Below are 26,048 nucleotides of genomic sequence, written 5' to 3'. Positions count from 1 at the left end.
TCGCCCCGCGCAACGGCAACGGCCGCAACGTTGCTCACAGCTATCTGGAAGCATCTCTCGATCATTGATGCCGACAGATTGTTGGAATGGTAAAGGCCCATCAGAATCCGCCCAGGGAATTCTTGAGGCAATCCGCGACGTGAGCGAGCGAAGCGGCAAGCTGTTGCTGCTGCGCTTGAATCGTCGCGGCGGCGGCAGCCTGCGCGTTGGCCAGCGCCTCATTGATGCGATCCTCGACCGTTTTCGCACCCAGCCGCAGCAGACCTTCCTCGACGAAGAGTCCGGTCAGCATGCGTCGTCCATCAAGGGTCGCCCCGACGCTTTTGGCCGCATCCGTGCCAGTGAAAGTAGCCACCTTCGATCTGTGCATCTGATCGCTGAGGACCGAATTGAATTGCTCTAAGAGCTTTAACGCCTCAGCCGCCTGGGGGTGCACACCATTGCTCATCTCTGGAGTGTTCTGAACCTATGCGGCGCTAGAGCGTTCCAAGCAGCCGGGAAGGCCGCCTAGTACGGCATGGCGCAATTTGCTGACGATATCCGCTCCGGACACCGTTGCGACCCTTTGCGCAGGTAATAAACGCGGCGGTCTTGTGTTCCAAAAAGCGGCCAACTGACGGCCTGCTTGCCGCACAGATCGAGGAGGCCGGACGAGACCTGAGCTCGGCATCGCCGTGAAGCAACACCGCACTCTCGAACGGGGTCCTGAGATCGCCGCTCTTTGCGGCGATCGGCGCACTCGCCGCGTGGGCCACGTTGCACCTGACGCCATCAACCATGTCGTTCTCCCCACTCAGCAGATTGACTATATCTTCACTTACGATGATATCTTCAGTCAAGCGCAATGGGGCCGGCAGCACGTGATGCGTCGAAGCTCACACCGGCTGCGCTGGTGACGGAGGCAGGCAGATGCCGCGGAGACGTTTGCGCGTCTCGCGAGGGTTTCTGCCGCGAGGTCGGCAGCACTGACGGTCGTGACGGAGGCCGTACCATCGGCGACCCCCGTCGTCGCCAGGCACCGCATAGGTGTTGATCCGGAATGGCTGTTCGTGCCAACTCAACGAGGTCGCTTCGGAGAGCCGCGCGCAGGCGGACTCACGGCGTCGTGGTGCCAACCGGCGTGTGCTCCCGTGGAATGAATCCAGCTTTTTCTAAAACCCTGCGGTCCGCGTTCGCGTAACACGACGCCGCCGAGGCGCCTGGCGAGCTTCGGGAGCAGAACGCTCGATTGAAGAGACCGATGAGCGCCCCGAGTCAAGCGCTCGATCAAATCATGGTGTCCACACTCAACAGACGATGCCGACCGGATCAAGGCCACAACCTGCACTGACCGGCAGAATCGACCGCTCACGTCGCCTCGGTTGATCCAAGTTCCGCCCACCGCTGCGCGCGAATAGTGGTAACCGGGGCGGGTACTCAGAATTCACGCTCGTCGTGTCAACGATGAGGCGCTAGCCCCGCGCCGTGCTTGGCGAACAAGTCACCCCGGTAGGCCATCTGTGCCCCTGGTGCCTGCCGAACCGCGGCCGCCGACGGAACCGACAGCGCCCCCGCCGGTGAGAACCCCGCCGGACCCGCCGGCGCCACCGATGCCTCCAACCCCCGCGACGCCGCCACCGCCCCCTTCCCCGCCAGCGCCGCCGGGACCGTCATTGCCGCTGTTGTCGGCGACACCACCCGTGCCGCCGTCACCACCCCGACCACCCGCGCCGCCGTCACCACCGCTGCCGCCGGCACCGCCGGACCCGCCGGCGCCCGCCAGCAAGCCACCTGCGCCGCCCTGGCCACCGGGCCCACCGGCGCCGCCTTCGCCAGCGTCACCCCCGTCTCCGCCGGCACCGCCAGAACCCCCGCTTGCTTGGTGATAGGTCTGGTTGTTGACCAGGCCCCTACCACCTTCACCACCCTCGCCGCCCCCACCTCCGTTAGCGCCGCTGCCGCCGCCGCCGCCAATTCCACCACTCCCGCCGGCTCCGCCGTCGCCTACCAGCAGCCCGCCCCTTCCGCCGTTGCCGCCAGCACCGCCGGTTCCGCCGCCGCTGCCGGCCGCTCCGCTGGCACCCGCACCGCCAGCGCCGCCTTCACCGCCGATGGCGCTGAGGGAGGAGCCATTGGGCACAGTCACTGTCGTCGTACCGCCACTTCCTCCGGGGCCGCCTGCTCCGCCGAGAACTCCGCCTGGCGCCCCGGCACCCCCGGTGCCGCCGACGGCCGCCGCCGTGGTGCCGGTGCCGGTATCCATGATCGTGACGAAGCCTCCAGGACCGCCGCCACCTCCGGCGGCTCCGGCGCCGGCGACGCCCCCCGCCCCGCCCGCGCCGCCATAAACGATGAAGTCGTTGGAACCACTCCCGGGGCCGGTGATATAGGCCGAGCCGCCAGTGCCGCCGTTGCCACCCGCAGTGCCCGGGCCACCGCTTGCTCCCCCGGCTCCCGGGCCACCAATCAATTGGAAATTGCCACTGGCCGAAGTGGTGATGCTCAGGCCGGATGCTCCTGCCGCAGCGGTGGTGCCGTTGGGGGTGGCATTGGTCCCGTCGGCCCCAGCCAACCCGGTCCCGCCCTGACCGCCACCACCACCACTGCCGAACCACACCGCACTGCCCCCATCCCCACCCCGACCAGCAACACCACCATTGACGCCCGCCACAGCAGCCCCACCGGTCCCCCCCACACCACCATTGCCATACAACCACCCGCCAGTACCACCACTACCCCCCGCCGCCCCCGCACCACCTCGCCCACCAGCCCCACCACTGCCCCACAACCCCGCACTGCCCCCCACACCACCAGCCACACCCGCAGCCGTACTCACCCCACCACTACCACCATTGCCATACAAAAGCCCCCCCGCACCACCAGGCTGCCCCACCCCATTAACCGTCCCCCCCGCCGCACCATCGCCCACCAACGGCCGCCCCAACAACGACTCAGCAGGCCCATTCACCGCACCCCACACCTGCTGCTCCAAGCTCTGCAACGCCGACACCCCAGCAGCCTCAGCACTGGCATAAGAACCAGCGCTAGCCGCCAGCGCCTCCACCAGCCGGCGATGAAACACCGCCACCTGCCTGCTCACCGCCTGATAAGCCAACCCATGCTCACTGAACACACCCGCCACCGCCGCAGACACCTCATCAGCACCCGCCGCCATCAGCTCCGTCGTCGAGGCCACCACCGCCGAACTCGCCGTCGTCACCACCGACCCAACATCGGCCACCTCACCAACCGCAACACCCACCAGCTCCGGCACAACACGCAAATACGACACCACCGACTCCTTCAACTAGCGATCAGCGACCTCACGGGAACCCGTCGGGTGGTCGCCGGTTTGCTGCGTATTCGAGTGAGGTCGTTGAAGCTCAACCGTCCGCACCGGTAGCCCCCCGAGCACCGTTCAGACCGCGCGCACCGTCGCCAGCACTTCCATCCGCGCCCGCGCCGCCAGCACCGCCCTGCCCGCCCGCCCCGCCGGCGGCGCCCTTGCCGCCGATTGCTGTGCCGTGGCCTCCGGTGGTGACCACGGATCCCGGAGCACCACCGGCCCCGCCGTCACCCCCGTCGCCACCGGACCCGCCGTTGCCTCCGACGCCTCCTGCCCCGTCGCTGCCCGAACGGCCCAACAGCCCACCCGCGCCGCCCGCACCACCCTCCGCCCCGGCGCCTCCCATCCCACCCGCACCGCCCTTGCCCCCGTGGCCGGCGTCGCCGCCATCACCAGGCGTCAGATATCCCGAGTCGCCACCCGTTCCCCCGCCACCGCCGGCAGCGCCGGTCGCGCCGGCCCCTCCGTTGCCACCGGGTCCGCCGAGACCGCCGGCGCCACCATCACCCCACAGCATCCCGCCGCGGCCGCCGGCCCCGCCCATCCCACCAGTGCCGCCCGTGCCAGCGCTGGTGGCGGCATCACCTCCGACGCCGCCGTGCCCGCCACTGCCACCGTTCGCCTTCAGGTCCGGCCCGCCGCCTCCGAAGCCACCGCGCCCTCCTGCGCCGCCGGGCGCACCGACGCCACCCCGACCGCCGTTTCCGCCATCTCCGCCGAAACTCTCATCCGAGTGGTATCGGCTGCCGGCGGGACCGCCGGTTCCGCCTGCGCCGCCGGACGCGCCATCACCGCCGTCGCCGCCGTTGCCGCCCAAGCCGCCGGCTGCCCGGCCGCCCGTCATGCTGTCGTCGCTGGCCAGAGCCAGGCTGCCGGTCCCGCCGGTGCCGCCTGGCGCTCCGGCCCCTCCATCGCCTCCGTCACCGCCGCGTAAACCCTTGGCGTTGCCTACGGCGTTATCGATGGTGGTCGCGGTGCCACCGTCACCGCCGGCCTGCCCTCTTACCTGACCGTCGGCACCACTGCCACCATCCGACGGGGGACGGACATTCGAGTTGTCGGACCCGTCGGCCGCCCGGCTTACTGGGGATGCAAGATCGGGATTGTCACCATCGGTGCCAGTCCCGCCAATTCCACCCGCTCCCCCGGCACCGCCGTGTCCCCACAATCCTGCGTCGCCGCCGCTACCGCCTGCGCCGCCGGCGCCGCCGCCCGGCACACCGGGCCCGCCGTCGCCCCCGGCCCCGCCAGCCCCGTACAACGTCCCACCGTTGCCGCCATTACCACCTGCCATGCCGGCCGCACCGTTGCCGCCCACCCCACCGTTACCCCACCATCCGGCGCTGCCGCCGTTACCGCCCACGCCCGCGGCGCCCCCGGGGGCGACGATACCTCCGGACCCGCCTCGCCCGCCCGAACCGAACCAGGTTCCCCCAGCACCGCCGGCTCCCCCGGCCGCGCCCGCACCGCCCGCGCCACCGATACCGCCATTGCCGATCAACCCAGCCGGGCCACCGGCGCCGCCGGCCTGTCCGATCCCGCCCGAACCTCCGTTGCCGCCATTGCCGTAGAGGAGTCCTGCAGCTCCGCCGGGCTGGCCCGTGCCGGGTGCCCCGTTGGCACCATCGGCAATCAAGGGACGCCCCAACAGCGCCTCGGCGGGTGCGTTTATCACGCCAAGGACCTGCTTCTCCAGCGCTTGCAGGGGCGAGACGTTGGCGGTCTCGGCGGTGGAGTACGACTCCGCGCCGGCCGCCAGGGTCTGCAAGAAGACGCCACGAAACGCAGCCGCCCGTTCACTGACCGCCTGATAGGCACGTGCGTGTTCTGTGAACAGTGCTGCGATTGCCGTGGAAACGTCGTCAGCACCCGCAGCCGCCAAGTCGGCGGTGAAGGCCGACGCCGCCCTCTCGGCATCGTTGATCGCCGCACTGATAGTCGCCACGTTCTCCGCGGCGGCATTGATCAACTCCGGCGCAACGAGCAGATACGACATCAGCGCTCCTCATGACGAGATTGGCTCGAGGCGCGGGCCGGGCAAGTTCTGGCCGGCCCGCGCTGCTCGACCGTCGCGGGCGGTATCAGCCGTCGGCGCCGTTGGCACCTTGTGCGCCGGCGTTGCCAAATGCACCGTTACCGCCGCTGCCGAATGCGCCGAGGCCGCCCTTACCCGCGAGGCCGCCGAGACCGCCAAACCCGCCGTTACCCCCCTTCGGGAAGTTGCCCGAGCCTGCCTGGCCGCCGTTGCCTCCGCCGCCGCCATCGCCGCCATTGCCTCCGGTACCGCCCATACCGCCGGCTCCGGTGCTACCCGCCTTGCCAAACAACCCACCCGCACCACCGGCGCCACCAGCGGCCCCGGCTCCGCCGTCGCCGCCGTCGCCGCCGTTACCGCCCCAGCCGCCGTCGCCGCCTTTGCCCGCAACCAGAGATTGCCCACTGATGCTGCCCGCATTGCCGCCGTTTCCGCCGTAACCGCCGTGACCGCCGGTGACGCCGTTTCCGCCGCTGCCGCCGGCGCCGCCGAGACCGCCGGCGCCGCCGTCACCCCACAGGGTGCCGCCGCGCCCGCCGGCCCCACCCACCCCGCCGGCGCCGCCGTTACCAGCGTTGTTGGCGGCATTGCCGCCTTTACCGCCGGTCCCGCCGTCGCCGCCGTTAGCGGCGAAACCCGGGTGCTCGGCAAACGTACCGGTGCCGCCGTTCCCGCCGGCTCCACCACTAGCGCCGGTGCCGCCATTGCCGCCCGTCCCGCCGGTACCGCCTTTGGAATTCAAACCGCCAGTCTGACTCCGGGACCCACCGCCATCGCCCCCGGTGCCGCCCTGCCCACCGGCTCCGCCGTTGCCGCCATTGCCGCCATTGCCGCCCGTAGTAGGTGCGGAAGGACTCCCTCCGCTGACCGCCAGGCTTCCTGTGCCGCCGTTGCCACCTGCAGCGCCGTCGCCGCCGTTGCCGCCGTTCCCGCCAGCTAGACCATTTGCCGGATCCGGAAAGCCGGTGACGACATCGCCTGAGCCGCCACCGTTACCGCCGGCCTGGCCGGCGACCGTACCCGCTTTGCCGTTGCCGCCTGCCTGGTTGTTGTTGCCGTCGACACCGTCGGCGGCGGGCGCGACCGGAGGCGCCAGGCCAGGGTTCTGCCCGTCGGCCCCGGCCCCGCCGACGCCACCGGCGCCACCCGACCCGCCGTGGCCCAGCAATCCGGCGTCGCCGCCGCTGCCCCCGGCGCCGCCGGTGCCACCACCAGCGGTACCGACGCCACCGGCGCCGCCGTTTCCGCCCGTGCCGTACAGCCGGCCGCCGTCGCCACCATTGCCGCCGGCGGCCCCGATGCCGCCGGTGCCACCCGACCCGCCGTGGCCCCACAATCCAGCGTCGCCGCCGATACCGCCAATACCGCCGATCCCGGACGTTCCCGCGATACCGCCGGCACCACCAGCCCCGCCGGAGCCGTACAGATACCCGCCCGCGCCGCCTTGTCCGCCGGCCGCCCCCGTGCCGCCGACGCCACCGGCCCCGCCATTGCCGATCAGCCCGGCCGAGCCACCAGCCCCACCAGCCTGCCCCAGCGCGCCGCCGGATCCCCCGTTGCCGCCATTGCCGTACAGCAACCCGCCTGGCCCACCAGGCATCCCGGTTCCCGGCGCGCCGTTGAGACCGTCGCCGATCAGAGGACGCCCGAGCAGCATTTGTGTTGGTGCATTCACGGTGTCGAGAGCCTGCTGCTGAAGCTGCCCCAGCGGCGAGACGTTAGCGGCCTCGGCGCCGGCGTAGGAGTTGGCGCCTGCCGACAAGATTTGAACAAACTGCTGGTGAAAGCCTTGCGCCTGGGCGCTGAGCATCTGGTAGGCCTGCCCGTGAAAGCTGAAGAGGGCGCTGATGGCCGCGGAGACCTCGTCGGCTCCTGCAGCAAGCAGCTCCGTTGTCGAGGCGGCGGCAGCGGAATTCGCGGCGTTGATGGTCGCCCCGATGTTCGCCGCATCCGCGGCTGCGGAGCTGACCAGCTCCGGCGTGACGAGCAGGTAAGACATCTTCTAGTTCCTTCCGTTGCGGCTCGCGAATTCTTGCGTTGTATCCCTTGCAATGCCTGGACACTCGACGCTGTCAGCAACCAGAGCCGTTTGCTCCCGTACCCGCGGTGCGCGCCAGGAGGCTGCACTCGAGCCGGTTGCCATCGACTTCCCAGGTAGTACTGAGGGAATTCTCATCTAAGAATCTATCGTCAGTCAAGACTTTTGAAGAATTCCTCAGACTCTCGCTAAGGACCGCCACTGGTGTCGCCACCAGATCTCGATAGGACCGACTCGCTTCACGGTGGCGCTTGCAGCACCGGCAATGCCCGCCCCGGAGGCATTGGACGCGCCAACCGCCGCACGACCCCCATGGCCGTGGTTCTACACAGAAGTCTCTGTCATGAAGATTCATTCAAAGAGCACTTGACGAACGACCCTCAGTTATTTGAAGATATCTTCAGCTTCGATGGCGAAGGAGGACTTGTGGCTTACATCGTTTGCGGCAAGTACCGACTTGCGCGATCAAGCCGTCGGGCCCAACTCCGACCGTCTCCGCCTTCACATCTGCGGCATGGTGGGCACGACTCGCCAGTGGCGCAGCCGAAGCCGGTGCCAACGCCAGCAAGCCCGGTGCTGCCGGCGATAGAACCATCTCTGTTGTCCTGCAACGGTTTAACGCCGTATTCGAAAGGAATTGACCATGCGTAGCGATCCCCGAAGTGTCGTCCTAGCGTGTTGCGGCGCACTAGTTGTGGTTATGTCGGCGGTGGCCGGCGTCAACGTGGCGCTGCCTGATATCGCACTTCACCAGGGCGCCAGTGCGACCGACCTGACGTGGATCGCCGACGCTTACACAGTCGCGCTTGCGGCATTGGTCCTGCCGGCTGGAGCGATTGGCGATGACTTCGGCCGCCGTCGCACCCTACTGGTGGGCACTCTGATATTCGGCCTGGCCAACGCGTTGGCCGCGGCCGCCAGCTCGCCGCACACGATAATCATTGCCCGCGTAATCATGGGCGTAGGTGCGGCGTTCATCATGCCCAGCACGTTGTCGACCATCACCGCCGTCGTACATCCCGACCACAAAGGCCGCGCTGTCGGCATCTGGGCCGGGTTCGCCAGCGCCGGATCGATCATGGGCCTGCTCCTCAGCGGCCTACTGCTCGAGCACTACTCATGGCGCTCAACCTTCATCGGCACCGCCGCCCTGGCCGGGGTGTCCCTGATTGCCACGCTGGTCTTCGTGCCCAACACCAAGAGCGCTGAAGAACCCGCTCCCGACTTTCCCGGGGCGGGCCTGAGCGCCATAGGAATCGGTGCTCTGGTGTACGGCATCATCGAAGGCGCCGACCGGGGCTGGACCCACGCCAGCGTGCTTGCCTCCTTGATTGCAGCAGTCGCGGCAATCACCCTGTTCGTGTTCCACGAACTTCGCACTGCCAGGCCGATGCTTGACCCGCGCCTGTTTACCGATGGTGGGTTCAGTTCTGGGACCGCGGCGCTGGTGATCCAGTTCTTGGGCACTTTCGGCTTCTTCTTCGTGGGGCTGCAATACATCCAGTTGATGCTCGGCTATGCACCGCTGAAGTCGTCGCTGGCGATGCTGCCGATGGCCGCCGTGGTCCTGCCCGTGTCGGGTATTGCACCGAAACTTGGTCAGCGCTTTGGCAATCGCATCGTGATCGCCGCTGGCCTGGCGTGCATGGTGGCCGGTTTCTGCCTGCTAGCACGGCTGGACACCGCGTCGACCTATACCGACCTGCTGATCGGCATGCTCGTATTCAGCGGCGGCCTCGCCCTCTCCGCGACTCCGGCGACCAACATCATCGTTGACTCGCTGCCACCCGACAAACAGGGTGTGGCCTCGGCGATGAACGACGTCACCCGCGAACTGGGCGCCGCCCTAGGCATCGCCATTCTCGGCTCGCTCTTCAGCGCCGGCTATCGCAACCATCTGAAACTGCCCACCGCGGTCCCGCAGCACGCGGCCGACGCGATTCACGAATCACCGGCCGCAGGCATGCATGTCGCAGCCGACCCACAACTGGGCGCGCTCGGCTCCAGCGTGACCGACGCCGTGCGCGAGGCGTTCGTCACCGGGCTGGCACATGCTTTCACCGCGGGAGCCGCTATCACCGGCCTGACCCTCGTCGTGATGTTGTTCGATGCGTTCCTCCGGCGCTCACGCCCACGTCACCGCCAAGCGCGCCGTCTTCCCGCACCGCCTGCGCCGTCGTGGTGGTTGCCCCTGCTGCGCGGCCGACTGCGGCCAGTGCCCAACCCGACCAAACAGGCGACACCGTAACGGCCACCGCTAGCAGAGGGCACGCCGCAACGCACTCCAACGCAACCTGATCTCCAAACCAACGAAGGGAACGAAGAAATGACGACGCTGTCTGACCTGACCTATACCGAACCGCCGCAACGGATTACCGACGCACTCCAAGATGGCTTGGGCGCCGCGATACTGTCCGCCGAACAACTGGTGACAACTCTGGGCGAGATGGCACCGGCCCAACCCAATCAGGACGGTGAAACCGAAAAGCTCGGCGACGTCTCCGTCGTACACAGATTCGTCGATGCGCCTGGCGACAGCGAAACGGTTCGCTGGCACCTAGTGGAATCCGGCTCCCCCTCGAACCCCACAGTGGTGTTTCTGCACGGGCTGCCCGACTCATGGTGGCAATGGCACTACGCCTTGGAGGCGCTGAGTGCGCGCTACCACTGCCTGGCCATCGACCTCAAAGGCTATGGCCAGTCCGACAAACGCAGCGGCGACTATCGGCAAGCCGGCGTTGCTCAGCAGCTCGGCGCCCTGCTGGACACGCTGCAAATCGACGAATTCGCCCTGATCACTCATGATCGCGGCACCCCCGTCGCTGACCACCTCGTGGCAATGATGGGTGACCGCGTCCGCGGCTACGGCCGTGGCCAGCAACACTTTTGGCATTTGCACCCAAGCTTGCACCCTCAGCAACAACTCATGCAGTCGCCGGACGCGCCAGCGATGCTGACCGAGTCCCGCCGCTTCGTCCTTACCGTCTATTCGTGGCTCACCGAACGGCCCGTCGCCCAAGAGGACCTGCTGCGCACCGCCGTAGAGTTCAGCTACCCCGGAATCGCCACCTCGGTGCCCCGGTACTTCCACTCATCGTCGTTTCGTCAGGAGTGGGTGGACCGGCGCACGCGGCTGATCCGGTCCTGGACAGCTCCGGTGCTGTTGCTCCAGGGCGCCCACGATCCCCTGCAGCCGCGGGAGTTCTACGAAGACCGAGCGCTACTGGGCATGCTGCCACCCGGTAGTGACCTACATCTGTTCGACACGGGGCACTTCTGGCCCTTTGAAGCACCCCAGGAGACGGCCCACGTCGTGGCCGAGTTCTGCGAAAAAGTGTTTGCGGCACCTGCAGCCCACACATCGAGCCTCTAACGTCGACCGACGTGCTGGCCGGAGGGGCCACCGCCACCGCAAGTCCCGGTCACACTTCGCCGACATTCAACGCTACATCTAAGGGTGGCTAATGCTCAGCAAGAGAATTGTCGGTGCCTGGCAACTGGTCTCGTACACGGTTCAGAGCACCCGCGATGACGCACCTATTTATCCAATGGGCGCTGACGCCGTCGGTCTGATCGTGTATACGCACGACCGATACATGTCGGCGCAAATCATGCGGCGTGAGCGAAGCCGCGCCAGCTCGTCATCGGCCGACACACAGGACTACCTCGCTTACGGAGGCCCCTACCGGGTCGAAGAGGATGTCATCCACCACGACGTGGCGGTCTCGTTGTTACCGCACTGGCTCCATACAACCCAGCTGCGCCGCGGCACCCTCGACGGCGATCGGCTCACTCTGCTAGCCGACGTACCAGCCGGCGAGGTGACCATACGAGCGACTCTGGTGTGGGCGCGCGCCGAAGCTCCTTGAACACCGACCGCAGTCCAGTGGGTCTGAGGTTGCAGGCGGGCGGCTGCGAGCACCGAATCATGATGGCCCAACGTCAATTTGCGGCCATCAGCGGCGGTCTTGCAACGTGCCGCTAAGGGACAGTCACGGCAGCGGACTCCGAGGACAACATTGCGGGTTTTGGAGATCGAAATAGTATCGCCGAGCTGAGCCGGCGGTTTGCCCCCGGTTTGGTTGACAGCCGGGGTTTGCAGTGGTTAAGCCGCGTGTGCAGCCGTGTAGATCATCTGAAACTCGACGGGGGTGAGCCGGCCGAGGGTCCGTTGGTGGCGTCGACCGTGGTATTTGGTTTCGATCCAGGACACAATCGCCAACCGGAGGTTTTGGTGGGTGTCCCAGCGGCGGGTGTCTAGTTAGACATCCGAACCCATTGTGGCAACCCGGGGATCCCGTCCTGCCCGAGCAGCTCGCCGCCGGCGCCGCCCTCGCCTCCCTGGCCGTTGTAGAACGGGCTACTTCCGCCATTCCCACCATTCCCGCCATCGCCGATCAGGCGAGCGCGACCGCCGTCGCCGCCGTTCCCACCGTTGTTATTGCTGTCCCCGCCGGTGCCACCGGCGCCGCCGGAACCGAATAGGGCGCCGGCGTCGCCTCCCCGCCCGCCGAGCCCACCGCCACCCCCGCCAAAGCCGCCGGCGCCGCCGGCGCCGCCAGCGCCGATGAGCATTCCGCCGTTCCCGCCGTCCCCGCCGACACCGCCCGTATACCCGGCGCCGCCGGCGCCGCCGACGCCGCCAGCGCCGCCGAGAGTGCCACCGTTTCCACCGGTGCCACCCGCCCCGCCGTCGGGGCCTACGCCGCCCCCGGTGCTAAAGCCGCCGTTCCCGCCGGCGCCGCCGGCGCCGAACAGAAAGCCGCCGTTGCCGCCGTTCCCGCCGACCCCCGGGGTCAAGCCGTTGCCGCCGCCGACTCCGCCGGCGCCACCGGCGCCGAAGAAGGTGCCGCCGGCGCCGCCGTTGCCGCCCTTACCTGCGACACTGTCCGCGCCGCCACCGTAGCCGCCACTGCCCCCACTGCCGCCGGTGCCGAAGAAGGCGCCGGCGTTGCCGCCATCGCCGGCATTGCCGGCGTTGCCAAGGGCGCCGTCAAAGCCGCCACCGTTACCACCTGCACCGCCGTTGCCGAACAAGATGCCCGCGTTGCCGCCTGCCCCGCCTGCCCCGCCGGTGTCCTGGCTGCCGCCCCCCTCAGTGCCGCCGCCGCTGCCACCAGCACCGCCATTGCCGAAGAGGATGCCGCCATTGCCGCCGGTGCCGCCGGCCCCGCCCGATCCGCTGACGTTTGGACCCACACCGGCCAAGCAGGCACCGCCGTTACCGCCAAGGCCGCCAGCGCCGAAGAGAAAGGCGCCGTTGCCGCCGGCGCCACCTACCCCTCCGGTGGGCGCGGCGGCGCCGACATGCGCGATTGCGCCGCCGGCGCCGCCATTACCGCCATTGCCGAAGAAGACGCCGGCGTTGCCACCGGCGCCGCCCGCGCCGCCGTTGGTGCCGACCTGGCCGCCGCCCAGGCCGCCGAGTCCGCCGTCGCCGCCGTTGCCCAGGAGCATGCCGGCGTTGCCGCCGGTCCCACCGGTGCCGCCGGTGCTTGCGCCAACAGAGCCCATGGTGGCGCCGCCGGCGCCGCCATTGCCGCCGTTGCCGAATAGCCCACCTGAGCCGCCGTGCCCGCCCGCCCCGCCATCGCTGTTGCCGCTACCACCGTTTCCTCCTACGCCGCCTACGCCGCCAGCGCCGTAGAACACACCGCCAGCACCACCAACACCACCAACAGCTCCGGCGTCACCGCTGAATTCGCCGGTACCGCCGGCGCCGCCGGCGCCGCCGGCGCCGAACAATCCGCCGGCGCCGCCAGCGCCGCCGCGCCCTGGGGCCATACCGTTGCCGCCCCTGCCGCCGCTGCCGCCCGCACCCCCGGAGCCGAATAGCCCGCCATTACCGCCGTTACCCCCGCTACCGCCGGGAGCGCCCGACCCGCCGGCACCGCCGTTGCCGATCAAGAACCCGCCTGGTGCACCGTTTGCTCCGGTGCCCGGCGCCCCGTTGGCGCCGTTGCCGATTAATGGGCGCCCGAACAGACCCAGGGTAGGCGCATTGATCGCACCGAGCAGCTCCTGATCCACTGTCTGCAGAGGCAGCAATTGCGCGGCGCTGGCGGCCTCGGTGGCCGCATACGACCCCGAGCAGCCCGTCAAGACGTGCACAAAGTGGTCGTGAAATGCTGTAGCCCGAGCGCTCAGCGCTTGAAACTCTTGGCCCTGCGCACTGAACAATAGCGCAATAGCCGCCGACACCTCATCGGTGCCCGCGGCCGCAATCCTCATCGTCGAGTTCGCCGCCAACGCCACAGCCGTCTGTAATGCGAAACCAGTGTTTTCTACATCTGAAGCAGCCATTGCCAACATTTGCGGAGACGCCACGACATACGACATTGGTTTCCTTACTTCGAAGATTGTATTGATCAGGGCACTGGCAGGGTGATCGATGAAGCGGTGTTCCCCAACTCGCGGGACGGGCTTGGTCGCGCATTGACCTGGATCACCCGCAAGGTCGACGGCCAATCGGCGCTGGTTGTCATCAAGGGTGTGGGGTCCTACGGGGCGGGTTTGGCGAACCGGCTGGCCTTCGCCGGTTTGCTCGTGGCCGAAACCGTCGGTGATGCCGGCAGTCGAACGTCGCGGTGTCGGCAAGTCGATGCGCTGGACGCGGTCCGCATCGCACGCTCGGTGCTGGCCGTTGATACTTCGCGGTTACGTTGGCCGCGGGCGACCGACCATCGGGTCGTGCTCTGCGGTCTGACGGTCGCCCGCGAGGAGATGGTCGCTGAGCCTACCGGTGCGATCAACGCGCTGACCGCACTTCTGCATACGATTGAACTCGGCATTGATGCGCGTAAAGCACTGTCGCACAGCCAAGCACCGAAGAACGCAGCGACCGCCGCCGACACCTCATCGGTACCGGCAGCCATCAAGCCTGTCGTTGCAGCCGCCGCCGTATCGGCGGACTCGACCCGTACCCCAAGGCTGGCCAGTTCACCCATCGCAGCACTGATCAACGCAGGCGCCGCCACCGCAAACGTCACTATCTCGCCCTCCAAGCTTGATCAACACCAACCCGCATGCGGCGCCTCAACGGCCTACTCAGGCTGCGCCCCGCGCACGAGCATGCACTCTTCCGCATACTAGATGAATAAATGATCAGATTCGAGGAAACCATCAAACAGAACAGCTCGGCCTCTGGCAGGTGGGCACTCAGAAAGCGGCACTAGCCGTTCTGCTGGGGTGTCCCACTCGAGGGTTTTGCGGGGTCGAGTGTTGAGCTGTTAGCAACGGCAGCCAAGTCGGCTGCGGTGTGTTGGAATAAATCGGTTCCCTTCCGGGAAATACTGCCGCAGAAGCCCATTGATGCTTCTATGTCAATTCGGCCGGCTGGTATGTGGTGATCGGGTGTTGCCATGAAGCTTGGTCTCGTTGCATCGTCCGGTGTATGACGTCGACGCGGTGTCGTTTGAGGATGCGACGGGCGCCGCAGATGCCTCTGGCGACTCGTGGCGAGTAAGGAGTGCTCGGGCGGAGCGGTTGAACCGCTTCTGCACGATCGCGGCCGTGTAGAGAACGCTGTTGAGGCGACGGTTTTGCCGCGGTGCAGCCGATGACGTTCGTGATCGGAGGCGTAGACCGGAATGGGAGTCCAGCCGGTGTAGCGGGCAAGTCTGGCGGAGTCGAAAAGCGGGTGATGTCACCCATTTCGGCCAGGAGTACCGCCGCGGAGTTGTAGCTGATCCCCGGTAGATCGCCACCAGGTTAGGCGCTAGAGGGCTGACGTGCTCTTTGATGCTCGCAGCGAGCGCGTTGATGCGCTGAGTAGCCTGGGCGGAGTTCGCTAGTCATCTCGCAGAACACATGGCGCACCTCAAGGCTTGGCTGGGCGGTGTCCACGCGTGTGCGTAGCAGTGCGAGAGCTTTCGTGCGTGTCAGATCGCTCTGCCCGGGCGGACAAACTCATTGCGAGTTTACGGCTCAGCAGGCTTCTATAAAGTCACTCCAGGTCCGGGCTCTCGCCCCCAACTAAGCTGCCGTGGACATATCAAGCCTCGCGCAGCTCAGCACGGTCGGCGTCGGTCAGACCGGGCCGGTGCCCCTCGGCGATATCGGCCGTCTTAAGCCAATGGCGCAGACAAACCTCGGAGATCCCGAAGTCCTTGGCGATCTGGTTCAACGGAGCCTGCCCCTTACGGGCGACCGCCACAACATCGTCACGGAACTCCTTCGAATACGGCTTGGGCACGGTCGACATCCTTCCAGCGAGGGCCAGTCCTCACAGATCAGATGTCAACCAAACCCAGGGCAGTCCCCGGTGACCGAATCGACGGGTTCGTCAACGTGAATGTCATTCTGTGTGGATCCGCCCTCGACAACACTGCGTCGAGGGATTCGCGTGAGCAACGCGCGATCGCCGGAATGCGGGCCTGTGCGTTGCCGTCGGCCGAATCGACGAGCACCTGCTCGTACGCAGCCCACCGGGGTGCAGCCCGGACGCTTATTGGCGCCGCCGGCGCCGGCCACGGCGCCGCCCGTTGCCGGGATTTGCCACCCGACCCGCCTTGGGCGCCAACGCCGCCGGCAAGCGTGCCTACGGGCTGGTCAACAGACGGCCCGGCTACGGACGTTTAGGGTTGCCCGTCGATGCCCTGCTCGCCGGCCAGGCTTCCCCCGTTTCCGCCGGTTCCTGGGTCGCCAGAGATCGTGCCGGTTCCGCCGTTGCCGCCGTTGCCACCGTTGCCGACCAACACCGCATTGCCGCCATTACCTCCGACGCCACCCTTCAACCCGGGCAGAGATCTGGCTTCGCCGCCGGCTCCGCCGGAGCCGCCGTTGCCCAACAGGAAGCCGGCCGTGCCGCCGTCCCCACCATTGCCGCCGGATGCTGCCACCCCGAGACTTGATTGACCGGCGCCGCCACCGCCGCCGCAGCCGAAGATGCCGGCGGCACCTCCGGATCCGCCGCTGCCACCTTGCCCGCTGCCTACAAACTGTATGACACCGGCGCCACCGCCGCCGCCGGTGCCGCCGTCGCCGAACAGGGCGCCTGCAGCGCCGCCCACTCCGCCCACGCCACCGCCGACGGTGCTGCTGCCGCCGCTGCCGCCGGCGCCGCCGGTGCCCAGCCACGCGCCAGCATGGCCGCCGGCACCACCGGCGCCGCCCGTCCCGGAGCGGCTATGTCCGCCGGTGCCGCCGGTGCCCCCGGCGCCGGCGAACGTACCGCCATTGCCACCGGCACCACCGTCTCCTCCGGTACCGTTGTTCGCCCCGGTTCCGCCGGCACCGCCGTTGCCGCCACCGGCACCAATGAGCCCGCCGAGCAGGCCCCCCGACCCCCCGGACCCGCCGGTGCCGCCGAACTGCCCTGGGCCCCCAGCGCCGCCGTCACCACCCGCGCCCCACAACCCGCCTGCCCCACCTGCCCCGCCGGCCCCACCGATTCCACCGAGGCTCTGAGCAAATCCGCCCGTACCGCCGGCTCCGCCGTTGCCAGCCACCCAACCGCCAGCACCCCCGCCGCCGCCGGCAGTTCCCCCGCCAGTCCCACTGCCGCCGGTGCCGCCGGTGCCGCCCGTGCCCCACAAACCTGCAGCCCCGCCGTGACCGCCATGCTGCTCCGCCGCGCCGCTGCCGCCGGCCCCTCCGTCACCGAGTAGCCAGCCTCCGGGTGTGCCATCAGCTCCGCTACCCGGCGCCGCGGGCGTACCGTTTCCGATCAACGGCCGCCCGCTCAGGCTCTCAAAAGGCGCATTTATCACAGAAATCGCATTCTGTTGAAGGACATGCCAAGTGGAGTTGCTCGGTCCCGCGTTGAACCCGTCACGACCGAGCACCACGCCGGCGGCGCCGCCGATGCCGTTGCTGCCGACGGTGGTGCCGAGTCCGCCAATACCGGCGTTGCCGCCGTTGCCGATCAGCACGCCAGCGCCGCCATTACCTCCGGCGCCACCGGCCACGGTGGCGCTGACGCCGCCTTGTCCACCTGATCCGCCGTTGCCCAGGATCAGGCCGGCCTTGCCGCCGTTCCCGCCGCCACCACCCGAACCGGTGAAGCTGATTCCGCCGTCTCCGCCAATCCCGCCATTACCCACTAAACCCGCATAGCCCCCCGTGCCCCCAGCCCCACCAATACTGGATCCAAACCCACCGACGCCGCCGGCGCCACCGTTGCCGACTACGAAACCGCCATTGCCCCCAGCACCTCCCGCACCTGCCACACCGCCACCTACGCTGGTATCCGCTCCTGCGCCGCCGTTGCCGCCAGTTCCTCCGTTGCCGAACAACCCACCGCCGTTGCCGCCCGCCCCGCCGGCACCTCCTTGGTTGCCGTTACTGGCACCGCCCATCCCGCCGGACCCGCCGGCACCCGCAAACAAACCGCCATCGCCACCGGCCCCCCCGACTCCACCAACGCCGGACTGAGCTTCGCCGCCGACACCGCCCGCTCCACCACCGGCGCCGACCAACCCGCTGAACAGCCCGCCGGCTCCCCCGTCTCCCCCGGCTCCTCCGGCCTCTCGTCCATGTCCACCAGACCCACCAACGCCGCCAGCGCCGAACAATCCGCCGGCGCCGCCGGTACCGCCCGTCCCACCGGTAGCGAACGACGAAGAGCTGCTGGCCCCACCCGCGCCACCCGCGCCACCCGTGCCCCACAACCAGCCTCCGGCGCCGCCGTGTCCGCCCGCCCCACCCACTAGGACAGACGAATCGCCCCTACCGCCCGCTCCGCCGGCCCCGCCGTTCCCAATGAGGCCCGCGGCTCCGCCGTTTCCGCCGGCGGCCCCGGTCGCCCCTGATCCACCCGCTCCGCCGTTGCCGATGAGCCAACCCCCAGCCGCGCCATCGCGCCCGCTTCCCGGTGCGGCGTCGGCGCCATTGCCAATCAGCGGTCGACCGCTGATCGCCGTCGAAGCTGCGTTTACGCTGCTGAGAAACTGCTGCAGCGGAGAGGCGTTGACGGCCTCGGCGCTGGAGTAGGCGCTGACGCCGGCTCTGAGCGCGGAGACGAACTCCTGATGGAAAACCTCCGCTTGCGCGCTCAACGCTTGATATTGCTGTGCTTGGCTGGAGAACAGGGCTGCGATGGCAGCCGAAACCTCGTCCTCAGCGGCAGCCGCGATGGCTGTCGTCGGGCCTACCACGGCGGCGTTGGCAGCGCGGACCACCGATCCGACGTTCCCCAGGTCGGCTACCGCAGTGCTCATCAACTCCGGTGTCACCATCACGTATGACATCGTCGGTCCTCTCTGTCAGACGGCGCCGCGTCGCGACCATCGCTTGGTTGATGCAATTGTCACATACGAGGAAAAATTCAGCTATGTTTTTGAAAATATCTTCAGCAAGACCGGCCCCCTACAGGCACTTCGAGGGCCCTGGCGTCGGGGGCGATGTTGCCGCGGTCCGGCGGAAGCGATCTCGCCCCCTACCTCGCCGGCCTGGCGCAATCGTCGCGCTTTTGCGTTATCGCTGGTCAGGTCGCACCAAAATCGCCCAAGGAGTGGGCGAAGTGCCACAGAGCCGCCACCCCGGCTCGCGGCCGATATCGGGACTGGCACGAACTTCACTCGGTCTGCCATGCTGTCCTCATGATTAAAGTGAAGATTTCTTCAGTTCTGTTTGAGATCGGCGAAGCTGCGCGACACCACCTCGCTCTCCTCCGCCAACGAGTGATTCCCCCTCCGGCGGCGATGCTGGAGATGGTTCTGGCGGCATGGTCAGCGCAAGCGATCGCCACCGCCGCTGACCTCGGTATCGCCGACGCGTTGGCGGAGGGTCCCCTGTCGGTTGAAGAGCTGGCTGCCGCGGTAGGCGCCGACACCGACGCCGTCGGTCGACTCCTCAGGGCGCTAATCGGACGCGACATATTTCGGCAGCAACGCGACGGCCGTTATGCCTTGACCCCGCTCGCAAATGCGCTTCGTAGTGACGCAAGGCCGTCGGTGGCCGCGATGGCCAGGTGGGTCGGCGCGTCACAGGAACGCGAGCATTGGAGCTTGCTCACCCACGCAATCCGCAGCGGCCACGGTGTGGTTGAGGAATTACGCGGCAAGGCGTTCTTCGACTATCTGGCTGATGAACCGGAATTGGCCGCCATTTTCAACCGCGCCATGACCAGCACGTCCGAACTGACCGTCACAGCTGTGGTGGATGCCTACGACTTCAGTGAGTTTGCGACCGTGGTCGACGTCGGTGGCGGACACGGTCGACTTCTCGCCGCGATCTTGGCCGCGACGCCAAATGCCCGCGGCATCCTGTTTGACCAGCCGCAGGTCGTCGCTGGTGCGCCCGTAGTCCTGTCTCAACACTCCGTACTTGAACGAACACAAATCGCAGAGGGATCATTCTTCAACCAAGACTTGCCCCGCGGTGGCGACGCTTACGTATTAAAGCTCATCATTCACGATTGGCCCGATGACGACGCGTTGCGGATCCTTGGCAACGTGCGCCTCGCGGCCGGCGCTGGGAAGAAAGTCTTGATCGTCGAGCAAGTAATCCCCGCGCACAGTCGCGACTCCCTGAGCAAGTGGTTGGACCTAGAAATGTTGATCCTTGGCTCTGCCCGCGAACGCACCACTGCCGAGTACGAGTGCCTGTTGGCGCGTTCAGGCTTTCAGATGACGCGGGTGGTTAAAACAGCATCGCCATTTGTCGTCATTGAGGCAAAAGCGATCTAGTACACCACATCTCTCAGTGGCAAGCGGCGCGCACCCGGCAGCTCGGGCCGAACAGACTGTCTTGGACGTGAATTGACGCACGCTAGAACGTTGATCGAACCTCATATCCAGTACGAAGAAACCATCAGGTCGATGCCGAGCAGCCGGCCGCCTCATGATGTGCGGCACCGGCTTTGTCGTTGAAAATTGTCAGTCCGGGAGTCCGGGCCGGGCTGCCGCCGGCAGACGCAGAATTCAACCGCATTTCAGGCGGCGGATAGTTCGTCACCAATAGCACGAAACTCGTCGGCGCCGCAGACACAACTCTCAGGACCGAGGTTGACTGGCGGTGTCAGTTAACCTCATTCAACTTTCCTGGCGAGAGGAAAAGCACTTTGTCGTCGATACCGTTGCTGTGTTCGGAGAGGCCAGAGGAGTACCCGGCCGACGGCTGCGACGGCGGAGGCTGAACTACCGCCTGCAACTGACTCAACCCATCACCAAGTGGGATGCAGCATAAGCGGTGAGCTTCGGCCGCAGACATTCCCCACATCCGTAACAAGTCTTCGGTGACCTGGTCGGTTGTCTGCGCAGCGTCACGTTCCGGTTCGGCCTGCAGCAATTCACCCAAGCCCAGGATTACTCCCGAGGCAACAGCCATCGCCAATTTCGGATCTGCTACCAGAAGTCTGCCGGCGACCGCAGCGGCCGCGATGTCACGCAGGGCGCGCGGCGCGAGGCCTCGGTCCGCATTGATCAAAGCCAAGCCGTGATTGAGGACGATGCGGCTCTCGGGCTGACGAAACATCCGTCCGGTCAGCCGGAAACTGAAAGCGAACCTTTCTGCCGGATCGCTAATTGATGCGGTGAGCGCGTCGAGAAAGGCCCCATGGGCATCGAGCACCTCGTTCATGGCCGTTTCGAAGAGCTCTTCCTTGGTTTCAAAGTGGTTGTAGAACGAGCCCACCCCGACGTCCGCGTCTTGGCTGATGTCCTGAATGGGCACGTTAAGTTTGCCAGCGGCCATGAATCTTTGCGCCGCCGCGATGAGGGCAGCGCGGGTGCGCTGCTTCCGTCGTTGCAGGCGATTCGATGGGCTGTCGACGTCTGCCACTAGGTAGTCCCCTGTCTCTTGGCGAAGAACACCAGAGTACAGTGTACCTCGGTTCTGAAGATTCCCTCATGCGACTCGTTGAAAGCGGGCCGCGCTTCAGAACCTCGTTTCGCCTCCCAGGTTGTGGGACTGCCGCCAATCTTCAAGATCCTGGCATCTCGACGCAGGGCCACACCGGGGACTGGTATTCACCTACCTGGGTGTGCATTCCCCGCCGCCGAGCGACGCCGCCCCGGGCATACCCGCCCGCCGAGCGCCACCGGTGTCCTTGCGCGTGCGGCCGGACTATCCGACTCCGGTGCGGGGGATGACGCTGGGGCGGTTTTGCACGACATGCGGGCTTGCGCCCCCGCGGCCCATCATCGCGCCGGGCATACCCGCCCCGCCACCGCCGGCTCCCATCGGCATGGGCATCATCGGCATGCCACCACCCGTTCCGCCTGTGGCAGCTGCCGCTTGTGCAAGTTCGGCAGCGTTGGCTCCCAGCCCCGACATGGCCGAGCTGGCCATCCCCTTGGGCGTCGATCCTTGCCAGGTCGGCGGCACCGACATCGCACCTACCATTCGGGCGTGACCCAGGTTCGCAGCCATTGCCCCAAGACCGGCGCCGCCGCCAAGCCCCTTGGCCGCCGGAGCGAGGTCCCCGACAAACTTTGGCACGTCAGCGATTCCTTGGGTGGCGCCCGCAAGTCCGGCCGTGCCCATACCCGCGCCCTGGCTGACCTGCATGAGCGGGCCGATCAGCATGCTCGCCGGCATGGCGGCGAACTGGACCAACGATGACAGCGAAGACAGCGGCAGCGCCGCAGCTGCGGACTGCAGACCGGCAACTACGTCTGGCACCATCGCCGCCGTTCCGGCTACCAACGGACTCACCGCGGCAGAGGCCGACGTCGCCAGACCGCTCAACTGCGCACCAACGTTCGCCGCCAACCCGGCTAGGTCGGCCGGGGGCGCGGCAAACGGCGTCAAGCTCGCTGCCACCGCGGTGGCGCCACCGTGATAACCGACCATCACGGCCACATCCTGAGCCCACATCTCCACGTAGTCGAACTCGTTGGCAAAGATCGCCGGAGTGTTGAGCCCCAGAAAGTTTGTCGCAACCAGCGTCGCTAACGACACCCGATTGGCGGTCACCGTCGCTGGATGCACCGTCGCCGCCAACGCCGCTTCAAACGCGGACGCTGCCGCGCGAGCCTGCCCGGCTGCTGACTGCGCCTGCGACGCCGCCAGGCTCAGCCATCCCACGTACGGTGTCGCTGCAGCCGCCATCATCGCCGACGCCGGCCCGCCCCACGAACCTTCGGCCAGACTGGTGACCACCGACTCGAACGACGACGCCGACATCGCCAAATCTGCCGCCAGACCCTCCCATCCGGCCGCAGCCATATGCAGAGAACCAGACCCGGCTCCGGCGAAAATCCGCGCCGAGTTGATCTCCGGCGGCAGCCACGCAAAATCGAACATCATCGCATCTCCAAACCAGCCAGCCGAGTCAACGGCGCCTACACTTATTCATCGCGTTCGCTCTGAGGTAATCCAGCCCGCGGCCGGATTCCGTTGTGACCGCACACTCAAGTCGTCGACCACATGAGTGGCTCAACGGCGACGATGCGGCGGCTGCCCAGCGGGATCGGGCCCCGCTTCGGGATTGGGGCAGCACGCCGCATCGTCTTGAATGCGGCGGCTGCCCAGCGAGGTGGGAACCCGCTTCTCGGGTTGAGGCAGCACACCACATGGTCTTAGGAGAATCGCAGTAGCGTTCGTTCAGCATGCGACGCAGCTTCGCGGTCGCTCTTCGCTGGATCTTTCGTCAATCTTGAACACTGCTCGACCTTCGCGTTGTATTGGGTCTCACTTCACTCCGAAAATCCCGGCCTGGTTATCACCCTGGTTGAAAGCGCCAGCATCCCTGGTGCCCGAGTTTCCAATGCCTGAACTATTTGATCCTGACTGCCAGAAGCCAGAGCTGAATCCTGTCGATGCCGAGATTCCGATGCCGGAATTTCTGTGTCCTGAGTTGGCAATCCCGGTGTTGTCGTAGCCGGTGTTGAAGAAACCCGTTTGGCCATCGCCGGAATTCCCGAAGCCCGAACTGTCGTCGCCGACATTTTGAAATCCGGATGACCCGTGGCCAGCGTTGTTGAACCCTGAGCTACCGGCGCCGGTGCCGAAGCCTGACGAGTTAACCCCAGCCGGCGTCACGTTGCTACCCATGCCAGTATTCAGGTTGCCCGAGTTGAACATGCCGGTATTGGTGTGGCCGGCGTTCCCAAAGCCGGTGTTTACGTCGCCCGAGTTGAAGAATCCGGTGTTGGTCCCGCTGGTAAACGTTGCGCCGCCCGAATTGAAGCCGCCGGTGTTGTCAAGTCCTGCATTGCCCAGCCCAAGATTGCCCGAACCCGAGTTCCCGAAACCCATGTTGTGGCTACCAGAATTGCCGAAGCCGGTGTTCAATTCGCCGGAGTTGCCGAAACCAGTGTTAATCCCGCCGGCATTCCAGGAGCCAGTGTTGAGTTCACCGCCGTTACCAAATCCGAAATTGCCGCTACCAGAGTTGAAAAATCCGAAATTCCCGTCGCCAGAGTTGAAAAACCCTACATTGTTATTGCCTGAGTTGCCGAAGCCGATGTTGTTGCTGCCGGAGTTGATCGGGCCAATCCCGACCTGGTTGTCGCCGGTAAGACCGAAGCCGATATTATTCGAACCACGATTCCCAAACCCGAAGTTGTTATCACCGATGTTTCCGAACCCGATGTTGGAGAAGCCGCGATTGCCGCTGCCGACATTATAAGAGCCGAGGTTTCCGTCACCGAAGTTGATACTGCCGATATTTCCGCCACCAAAATTACTGTTGCCGTCTAGGTTTCCGAATCCGAAGTTCCCACTGCCAAGGTTGCCACTGCCGAAGTTGAGCCTGCCCCGATTTCCCCAACCGGGATTGATATTCCCGACATTTCCACTACCCAGGTTGGCAAAACCGTAGTTGCCGCTGCCCAGGTTCAGATTTCCCAAGTTCCCACTGCCTGAGTTGAACGTGCCGATATTGCCGCTGCCCAGGTTGAACGAGCCGATATTTCCGCCGCCGAGATTCCAACTGCCCATATTCCCGAGGCCCGTATTGATGGCGAAGGACGGCTGAGCCAGCGCCGCAGCCGCGCCACCTGACACACTCGGAAGTCCGCTGGCGGTAAGGGCACTCGCGGCAATGCTCGTCACCTGGCCCAGCCCCGGCAAACTCGACAAACCTTGCGCTATTTCCCAGGCCGGCAGCGCAGCCGCCGCGACCGACGCCGCGCCGTGATAGCCCACCATGGCGGTGACGTCAGCAGCCCACATCTCCTCATATGTGGCTTCTACTGCCGCAATCGCCGGAGCGTTTTGTCCGAATATGTTCGAAAGCACTAGCTGCACAAAGCCAGTACGGTTGGCCGCCACGGCGAAAGGATGTACTGAGGCCGCGCGCGCGGCCTCAAACGCGTCGGCCACCGCTTTAGCCTGCGCAGACGCGCCCGCAGCCCGCGCTGCCGCCAAGCGCAACCACGCCGAGTAGGGCGCCGCCGCGTCCGTCATTGCCATCGCCGCCGAGCCCTGCCAAGCCTGACCGGTCAAGCCCGACGTCACGGACGTAAACGAGTCCGCCGCCGAAGCCAAGTCTGCAGCTAACCCATTCCAACCAACTGCCGCTTGCCACATAGGCTCCGAGCCGGCACCGGAATAGAGCCGCAGTGAGTTGATCTCCGGAGGTAAGACCGAGTAGTTCATCGCTGCCTTTCACTGATCGCCGGAGCGATGCTTCTGCCAGGTGCACAGTCACCGGCGCCGCCTGCCTCGCAGAGAAACTTCGACGTCGCCCTGCTAAGAACCTTAGCGAAGACATCCACAAAAATGAAGAATTCCTCATAACTGTGGTATGCCTCACATTGAACGCGATTCGAACCCCTGGGGACCACACACCGATGACCCAGCGGGCGGTAGACGACAGCACCGAAGCTGAGATGCGCCGCCTGGCCCAAGTCCGGCTGCTGATCATCGACGACTTCGCCCTGCTGGGGCCCATTACGCCGCAAGACCATTGCGGAAGTGGAGGCTCCGCGCTCCTCGCAGAGCTCGACGAAGCTGTACCACAGCTTGCCTAGCCGTTCGACGTTGAAAGCGTTGAAAGCCCATCACCCGGGCGCGCAGCAAGGTGGCCGGCGACGGTGCCTCAGCGGTGAGGCGCTTGTTGATCGAGGACAGGCGAGAGACCTCCGCCGCCGTTCCTATCGCAGCAGGACGGTGAAGCTGACGGCAGCCCGACCCGGGAGGTGGCGGGATCGGGTGGAAGCAGCCCTGACGACGCCGTGCGTGTCGGAACTGCCAGACGACGCGGGAGTGGCGAGCGTGGCGCAGAGGCATCCGCGAAGAACCGGCGTGCTTGCGCCCCTCACGGTAGCACCGGCTCTAACCTGGCCGATCTGAGCCCCAGGCGACGTGCCCCACCCCAGTGCGGGGCTGGGAACTCTCCCATGGGCCCCATCAACCAACGGGGAGGCCGTGGTGACGTGCTGCGGGGTGGCCAAGCTTCACCGTTGGGCGGCCGCCGATCCTGGCCGCCGGTTCGGACGGGTGGACTGTCGCCCGGATCGAGCGGGAAGTTGGGGTGCGGCGGTACCTACTGGACCCGCGGAAGTTGTTGAAGAGTAGTGAGTTTCGGGCCGCAAGACGCACACACGACGCGATCGCCGAGATTCACCTCTGCGGCACCAAGGGATATCGCCGAAGGCTCGATGCCGATATCGAGGCGTGCTTTGACCGCATCGAGGAGGGCGACGGCCGGATACCACGCCGGAGCCTCCGCAGCGGTCACGCAGATGTCGTCATGGCAGCAAACACTGCCGGGCCCACCAGAATCGGTCAGTCGATCGCCGCGCCTTTTCGGAGTTGGT

Annotated in this window: 14 protein-coding genes and 6 pseudogenes; 7 read left to right on the top strand and 13 right to left on the bottom strand. The window is 66.6% G+C overall.

Going from position 1 to position 26,048, the window contains the following annotated elements; translation table 11 throughout:
- Positions 1–100: 100 nt before the first annotated feature.
- The 4 genes from JX552_RS10295 to JX552_RS33280 form a co-directional block, all read right to left on the bottom strand.
- Positions 101–448, bottom strand: a complete 348-nt coding sequence (locus JX552_RS10295; protein WP_205877226.1) for a YbaB/EbfC family nucleoid-associated protein — start codon at positions 446–448, stop codon at positions 101–103.
- Positions 449–1,480: 1,032 nt separating this feature from the next.
- Positions 1,481–3,271 carry a PE family protein gene (locus tag JX552_RS10290; protein WP_205877225.1) on the bottom strand — a complete coding sequence of 597 codons (1,791 nt, stop codon included), beginning with the start codon at positions 3,269–3,271 and terminating at the stop codon, positions 1,481–1,483.
- A gap of 91 nt (positions 3,272–3,362) precedes the next feature.
- The gene (locus JX552_RS10285) at positions 3,363–5,321 is read right to left on the bottom strand and encodes a PE family protein (protein WP_205877224.1); all 1,959 of its coding nucleotides are present in this window, start codon (positions 5,319–5,321) and stop codon (positions 3,363–3,365) included.
- An 85-nt stretch (positions 5,322–5,406) separates the two neighbouring features.
- Entirely contained in the window at positions 5,407–7,359 is a 1,953-nt protein-coding gene (locus JX552_RS33280) for a PE family protein (RefSeq protein WP_205877223.1), read from the bottom strand.
- Between the two features lie 682 nt (positions 7,360–8,041).
- On the opposite strand from JX552_RS33280, the gene JX552_RS10275 reads away from it, so the two are divergent.
- The 3 genes from JX552_RS10275 to JX552_RS10265 all read left to right on the top strand — a co-directional run bounded on the left by JX552_RS10275 (position 8,042) and on the right by JX552_RS10265 (position 11,267).
- Positions 8,042–9,646: an MFS transporter gene (locus tag JX552_RS10275; RefSeq protein WP_277396055.1), complete on the top strand. Its 1,605-nt coding sequence runs from the start codon at positions 8,042–8,044 to the stop codon at positions 9,644–9,646.
- 78 nt (positions 9,647–9,724) lie between these two features.
- Complete coding sequence (locus tag JX552_RS10270) at positions 9,725–10,771, top strand: alpha/beta fold hydrolase (RefSeq protein WP_205877221.1); 1,047 nt, start codon at positions 9,725–9,727, stop codon at positions 10,769–10,771.
- A 91-nt stretch (positions 10,772–10,862) separates the two neighbouring features.
- Complete coding sequence (locus JX552_RS10265) at positions 10,863–11,267, top strand: lipocalin-like domain-containing protein (RefSeq protein ID WP_205877220.1); 405 nt, start codon at positions 10,863–10,865, stop codon at positions 11,265–11,267.
- Positions 11,268–11,503: 236 nt separating this feature from the next.
- Here JX552_RS10265 and JX552_RS32180 read toward each other — a convergent pair.
- Positions 11,504–11,659 (bottom strand): annotated as a pseudogene (locus tag JX552_RS32180) (IS3 family transposase); the annotation flags it as partial.
- Positions 11,656–13,737: a PE family protein gene (locus JX552_RS10260; RefSeq protein ID WP_205877219.1), complete on the bottom strand. Its 2,082-nt coding sequence runs from the start codon at positions 13,735–13,737 to the stop codon at positions 11,656–11,658. The pseudogene JX552_RS32180 and the gene JX552_RS10260, both read right to left, overlap by 4 nt.
- Between JX552_RS10260 and JX552_RS32175 the strand changes: the two are divergent.
- Positions 13,711–14,166, top strand: a pseudogene (locus tag JX552_RS32175) (IS110 family transposase); the annotation flags it as partial. The gene JX552_RS10260 and the pseudogene JX552_RS32175 overlap by 27 nt on opposite strands.
- A 113-nt stretch (positions 14,167–14,279) precedes the next feature.
- Here the strand turns inward: JX552_RS32175 and JX552_RS32170 are convergent.
- The 4 genes and pseudogenes from JX552_RS32170 to JX552_RS10240 all read right to left on the bottom strand — a co-directional run.
- Positions 14,280–14,345, bottom strand: a pseudogene (locus JX552_RS32170) (hypothetical protein); the annotation flags it as partial.
- Positions 14,346–14,486: 141 nt separating this feature from the next.
- Positions 14,487–14,720, bottom strand: a pseudogene (locus tag JX552_RS34080) (hypothetical protein); the annotation flags it as partial.
- A 766-nt stretch (positions 14,721–15,486) separates the two neighbouring features.
- A pseudogene (locus JX552_RS34075) lies at positions 15,487–15,601 on the bottom strand (transposase); the annotation flags it as partial.
- A 373-nt stretch (positions 15,602–15,974) separates the two neighbouring features.
- Positions 15,975–18,587: a PE family protein gene (locus JX552_RS10240; RefSeq protein WP_205877217.1), complete on the bottom strand. Its 2,613-nt coding sequence runs from the start codon at positions 18,585–18,587 to the stop codon at positions 15,975–15,977.
- Between the two features lie 351 nt (positions 18,588–18,938).
- On the opposite strand from JX552_RS10240, the gene JX552_RS10235 reads away from it, so the two are divergent.
- Positions 18,939–20,027 (top strand): acetylserotonin O-methyltransferase, encoded by a 1,089-nt coding sequence (locus tag JX552_RS10235; RefSeq protein WP_241010997.1) that lies wholly within the window; start codon positions 18,939–18,941, stop codon positions 20,025–20,027.
- 331 nt (positions 20,028–20,358) lie between these two features.
- Here JX552_RS10235 and JX552_RS10230 read toward each other — a convergent pair whose 3' ends face one another.
- From JX552_RS10230 to JX552_RS10220, 3 genes are all read right to left on the bottom strand, one after another.
- Positions 20,359–21,120: a TetR/AcrR family transcriptional regulator gene (locus tag JX552_RS10230; protein WP_431195941.1), complete on the bottom strand. Its 762-nt coding sequence runs from the start codon at positions 21,118–21,120 to the stop codon at positions 20,359–20,361.
- 285 nt (positions 21,121–21,405) lie between these two features.
- On the bottom strand, positions 21,406–22,590 hold the full coding sequence (locus JX552_RS10225) for a PPE family protein (RefSeq protein ID WP_205877216.1): 1,185 nt from the start codon (positions 22,588–22,590) through the stop codon (positions 21,406–21,408).
- A gap of 384 nt (positions 22,591–22,974) precedes the next feature.
- Positions 22,975–24,885: a PPE family protein gene (locus tag JX552_RS10220; RefSeq protein ID WP_205877215.1), complete on the bottom strand. Its 1,911-nt coding sequence runs from the start codon at positions 24,883–24,885 to the stop codon at positions 22,975–22,977.
- Positions 24,886–25,079: 194 nt separating this feature from the next.
- Here JX552_RS10220 and JX552_RS10215 point away from each other — a divergent pair, with 194 nt between their 5' ends.
- Positions 25,080–25,259, top strand: coding sequence for a hypothetical protein (locus JX552_RS10215; protein WP_205877214.1), 180 nt, complete (start codon positions 25,080–25,082; stop codon positions 25,257–25,259).
- Between the two features lie 446 nt (positions 25,260–25,705).
- Positions 25,706–25,933 (top strand): annotated as a pseudogene (locus JX552_RS32165) (hypothetical protein); the annotation flags it as partial.
- Between the last annotated feature and the right edge of the window lie 115 nt (positions 25,934–26,048).

This window comes from Mycobacterium gordonae (assembly GCF_017086405.1).
Taxonomy (GTDB): Bacteria; Actinomycetota; Actinomycetes; order Mycobacteriales; family Mycobacteriaceae; genus Mycobacterium; species Mycobacterium gordonae_D.
This window is presented reverse-complemented; position numbering and strand designations above follow the sequence as displayed.